This window comes from Mycobacterium sp. shizuoka-1, from assembly GCF_002723835.1.
GTDB lineage: Bacteria > Actinomycetota > Actinomycetes > Mycobacteriales > Mycobacteriaceae > Mycobacterium.
Genome location: NZ_BEWG01000014.1, coordinates 1 through 4588 on the forward strand (window position 1 = coordinate 1; position 4588 = coordinate 4588).

Genomic DNA, 4588 nt, shown 5'->3' on the forward strand with positions numbered 1-4588 from the left:
TCACCCCGTCGGCGGACTCGGCACCGACCGAATCAACTGGAACGGAGGTCGCCTGAAACAAGCCGATCCACAGGTATTGACAATTCCTCCGGCCAATGCGCACTTCGACGGACGAGAACCCTTCGACGGTCGGGTATCGGCCCACCCAGCAAAGTCTTCGCTGACCGCCTGACGCCTGCGTCCACAGCGTAGATTATCTACGGAGTCAAACCGTAGATGACCAGTGCAAAGGCTTGCTGTTGGCGGTTGCGCTGTAACGCCTGGATCAGCGAGGACGGCTGGGATCAACGCCGAAGGCCGTTGATGACGCGACCCGGCGCTAAATATCCCGGTCGGCGCGCCATCTACGTAGTAACTACATAGATGGCGGTAGGCTGTCTCGTAGGCGGTGCAGTGAGGATGCATAGGCGCGCTTTAGTTTTCGTGAACGGCTAGGAGAATGCCACGACGATCGAGTCGCACCGCTATGTCGCTGGTTCCGTACCGCCAGTGGCGGCCGCTGGCCGCATCCGTGTGCTACTGGTGGAGCCTCGACGCATCTATGCGGCCACCGTGGCGCGACACTTACGCGCCGGCGGTTTCGCCGTGGAGGTGGCCTATTCGCCAGGTGCTGCACTCACAGGGCTGCGCGAGCGTGATCCCGATGTGGTCGTGGTGGGCGTCGGCACTCAGGGGCTGGGCACGGCCATGCTTGACCGCATCCGTCAGGAAACTCAAGTCGGCGTGGTTGCTCTCAGCGACGGCGATATTACGCCGCTGCTCGTGAGTACCGGGGTCGTCTGTGTGGGCGACATCGAGGCGCTGAACGTGCGAATTCGGCTGGCGCTGAGGCGCTGCGGTGTCGGCGGCGAACCACGTGGCGGCGGCCACGGCGACGAGACGCATCGCCGTGAGATCGGAGATCTCCGTATTGATGTGGCCGCGCGTCGGGTGTTCCTCCGCGACGAGCCATTGCCGCTCACCCGCACGGAGTTTGAGATTCTCTGCACGCTGGCGGAGAGTCCCGGTGAACCGGTGACGTGTCGTCAATTGCAGCTGAGCCTGTGGGGGGATGCGTCCGACGGTGGCCGGTCCACTCTGGGGGTGCATGTGGGTAATCTTCGGCGCAAGCTGGGTGAGGACCCACACTCACCGCGGTATCTCCGTACGGTGCGCGGGACCGGTTACTGTCTGACCGGCTAAGTGGGGGCAGCGAGTGCCTGGTGCGCCGCAGTGATGCAGCTGGTGACAGATTGCGGCGAGGACTTAGCTTTCGATGATGCGAACGACGTAGGGCGTCATCCCTGACGTGCGCACTGGGGAGATCTTGATTGGCACGCCGGTCTGCTGTGCCTCGAGCATCTGCCCGCCGCCGAGATAGATAGCTTCGTGCTGGCTCCCGCCCGGGCCCCAGAACAGCAGATCGCCCCGCTTCGCTTGGGAGGGTGGCACCTTGCGGCCGGCGTCGTACTGATCACCGGACCATCGCGGGAGCAGAACTCCAACGCCGGCGAAGGCGAACCGTGTCAGGCCTGAACAGTCAAAGCCGACGGTGCCTGCCCCCTGGTCGACGCCGCGGCTGGGACCGGTGAGGCTTCCGCCACCCCAGGAGTAGGGAACGCCGATTTGCGTTCCCGCCCTCCGGATTACGTACTCGATCGCTTGCGCACCATTGACCCGGTTTCCGCGCACGCTCGTCGACGGATCCGCGGCGGGACTGACGAGCCCCAGGCTGCTGAGGAAGTTGCGACCCATGCTCATGGCGGTCTGCGTCGCCATGGCCGTTGCCTGAAGAGAGGCGTTCGCGATGGCAACCGGATCACCGGGAGCGCCTGCGCTCGCCACCTTAGGAAGCAGTGGATCCCAAGGGCCGGCGGCAGGTTGGGCCGACGCGACCGGTGCGCACGCAAGGAAAAGCAAGACGACGATGGCGATCACACCGGAGAGCCGCCGAACCGCCTGTGCTGCTACAAGGATTGTGGGGTCGCAGCGGTCAGCGCGGGCAGTTGGAGCACCCTTGCTCCGGACGTGTGATTCCATGTCTTCTCCTCGGTGCGCCGCGCGGTGAGCTATCACACGCACCAATAGCGGGGCTGAATCGCATAAGTACGGCGCAGCACCAAAATACGTAGCTCCTACGTAGAAAAGCGTAACTCACAAAAGCCCCACCAGTAACAGTAGCCACATAATTACAATGGTGAAATTCGCTGCGGCAGCTCGGTTTGGATGCGGCAAGTACTGGACTAGAACCGTTTTTACGGTCGGGAGGACGCGCGTGAATAGCGCGCCGATGAACGCAAACTGTGCGAGCTTCTCGGAGAAGGAGGCACTATGGGCCGTCGTCGGGGGTAGCAACAATTCTGCCCCGCGCGGTCACGTGAAGCCTCGTCGGCGGTAGCGCGCCGCCTTCGGTCATCGGGGAGTCGATGAGCTCCAGCCACGCCGACAACCGCCCGTACGGCAACGGCGTCTCAGGAGTGACCCCAAATGCGCCGCGGAGAAAGGGGTTCAGCGACGCTGGGCACCCGGGCATGTCAGCCCGGTGTCACTAACTTCCGATGCTCAGAGGTTGGCGTTTCCGGCCTTCCATTGCTCCCAGGGGATGTTCCAGTCTCCGAGTCCGTCGGTTCCTGACAGGGTTGCGCCGGTCGTGTTGATGACTTCCACGATGTCGCCGCGTCGGGTGTTGTCGTAGAACCAGCGGGCATTGGCTGGATTGACGTTGAGGCATCCGTGGCTGACGTTGGCGATGCCTTGGCTACCCACCGACCATGGGGCAGAGTGCACGTAGATGCCGCTGTAGGACATTTGCGTGGCCCATTCGACTTCGGTGCGGTAGCCGTCGGGCGAGTTGGCGGGGACTCCGTAGGTGGACGAATCCATCACCAGGAAGGAGTAGCGGTCTCCGATGATGTAGGCGCCGTTGTCGGTGGGCGTTTTGGCTTTGCCCATGGAGATGGGCATGGTTTTGACGACTTCGCCGTTGCGCCGCACGGTCATCGTCTTGGTGGCGTCATCGGCGGTGGCGATGATGTGGTCGCCGATCGTGAATCGTGTGGTGACGTCTTCCTGGCCGAAGAGTCCGTCGCCGAAGTCGACGCCGTAAGCCTCCACCGACACCTCAACGTGCGTTCCGGGCTCCCAGTATTCGGCGGGGCGCCAGCGGACTTCACGATTGCTGAGCCAGTAGAAGGCGCCCTCAACCGGGGGGTTCGTGGTCACGGTGATCGCCTGCTGCGCCGCAACCCGGTTCGTGATGTTCTCGTCAAAGCGAATCGCAATGGGTTGACCCACGCCCACCGTTTCGCCGTCATTGGGCAAGACGTAGGGCATCGTCAGGTTTTCGGGGGAATGGGTTTCGAATGTTGCGCTGGTGCTGGTCGTTCCGCCAAGCCCCTGTGCGTGCGCCTGCAGAGTGTACTGCTTGTTGTAGCCCAGCGGTTCCGCCGATGACCAGGTAACGCCGTCGGGGCTCAGCTGCCCATCAACAAGTTCGCCCGCCTCGTTGGTCAGCGACACTTGGCCGAGAACACCGTCGCCGGCGGTAACGGTCACGGGGGCATCGACAGCGACGCCGATCGCACCATCAGTCACGGACGCTTCCAGTTTCGGTACGAGCAAGTCTGCGTAGGGCGTGCCCTTGTCGGTGATGACGTCGGGCGTGGGCGCCGCCGCCGGAGACGAGGTGCAGGCGGTCGCGATCAGCAGCACCGCCACCGCGAGGACGGTCGTGCGCAACCAGTGCGTCGTCGCTCGAAACGCTGGTGGGCAGCCTATCTGCGGCATGAGTGAGGCTCTCCGTATCGGGTCTTCGTCATCGGCTAACGGGCGGTGGCACCGCCTGGTGCGTCGCGAGGGCCGGTCGCGGGCGACGGTGCACCGTTTACGGGTATGCCTTCAAGAGTGCTCTTGAGTCGTTTAGCTTTCTTAGTCCTTCGATGAAGATTCGATAAAGCTGGCACTAAAAGCTGGCTCCTCGGGCTTGCACAACCGCCAAAATCGGGGGCGCGTCCGTCTGTTGGTCCCAGCCGAAAGTGGTGGAGCCGTCTGTCGTTGCCGTCGACCGCGGCGAGGCTGGCTAGCGGGTCGAGCCACGCTGCACCGGTGAATCGGGGGCCCGACGGCTACAGACGATACGTCGAGCCTTGGCCGGATGGCGGTATCGGCGCGTTTCCGTCGGCCGTCGTGGCCGTGGTCAAGGACTTGAGGCTGCAGCCGCTGGCGTGGGTGAACGGGTAGATCATCTGCCGCAGATAGCTGGTGGGGTAGTCGGGTTTGGCGGCCATGCCGAGCTGGGTGGAGTCGAATCGCCATGTGGCGTCGTAGGCGTAGGTGCGCATCAGGTGGTCCCACACCAGGGTGAACAGGCCGAAGTTGACGTCGCCGACGCCGGCCCATTTGAGGTGGTGGAAGCGGTGGCCTTCGTTGAGGGCCAAGACATACTTGGCGGGGCCGATGCGGTAGTCGGCGTTGGAGTGCTGCAGCAGCTGGATTGCCACCGCCAGCGCCAGTACGGAGGCTACGTCGACGGGCAGCCCGATCAGGATCAGCGGTGCGACGCCGGCGGCCATCTCCACGGTTTGGTGCAGGGGGTGCTTCATCTGGCCGT

Annotated in this window: 4 protein-coding genes; 1 reads left to right on the forward strand and 3 read right to left on the reverse strand. The window is 63.7% G+C overall.

Annotated features, from left to right (window positions below):
- Positions 1-585 precede the first annotated feature (585 nt).
- Complete coding sequence (locus MSZK_RS03715; RefSeq protein WP_233211103.1) at positions 586-1182, forward strand: response regulator transcription factor; 597 nt, start codon at positions 586-588, stop codon at positions 1180-1182.
- 63 nt (positions 1183-1245) lie between these two features.
- On the opposite strand, the gene ripB is transcribed toward MSZK_RS03715, so the two are convergent.
- From ripB to MSZK_RS03730, 3 genes are all read right to left on the reverse strand, one after another.
- Entirely contained in the window at positions 1246-2019 is a 774-nt protein-coding gene (ripB, locus tag MSZK_RS03720; protein ID WP_011767914.1) for an NlpC/P60 family peptidoglycan endopeptidase RipB, read from the reverse strand.
- A 522-nt stretch (positions 2020-2541) separates the two neighbouring features.
- Entirely contained in the window at positions 2542-3765 is a 1224-nt protein-coding gene (locus MSZK_RS03725; RefSeq protein WP_011767915.1) for an Ig-like domain-containing protein, read from the reverse strand.
- 338 nt (positions 3766-4103) lie between these two features.
- Positions 4104-4588, reverse strand: a 485-nt coding sequence (locus MSZK_RS03730; protein WP_142389850.1) for a sterol desaturase family protein, incomplete at its 5' end; no start/stop codon positions are given.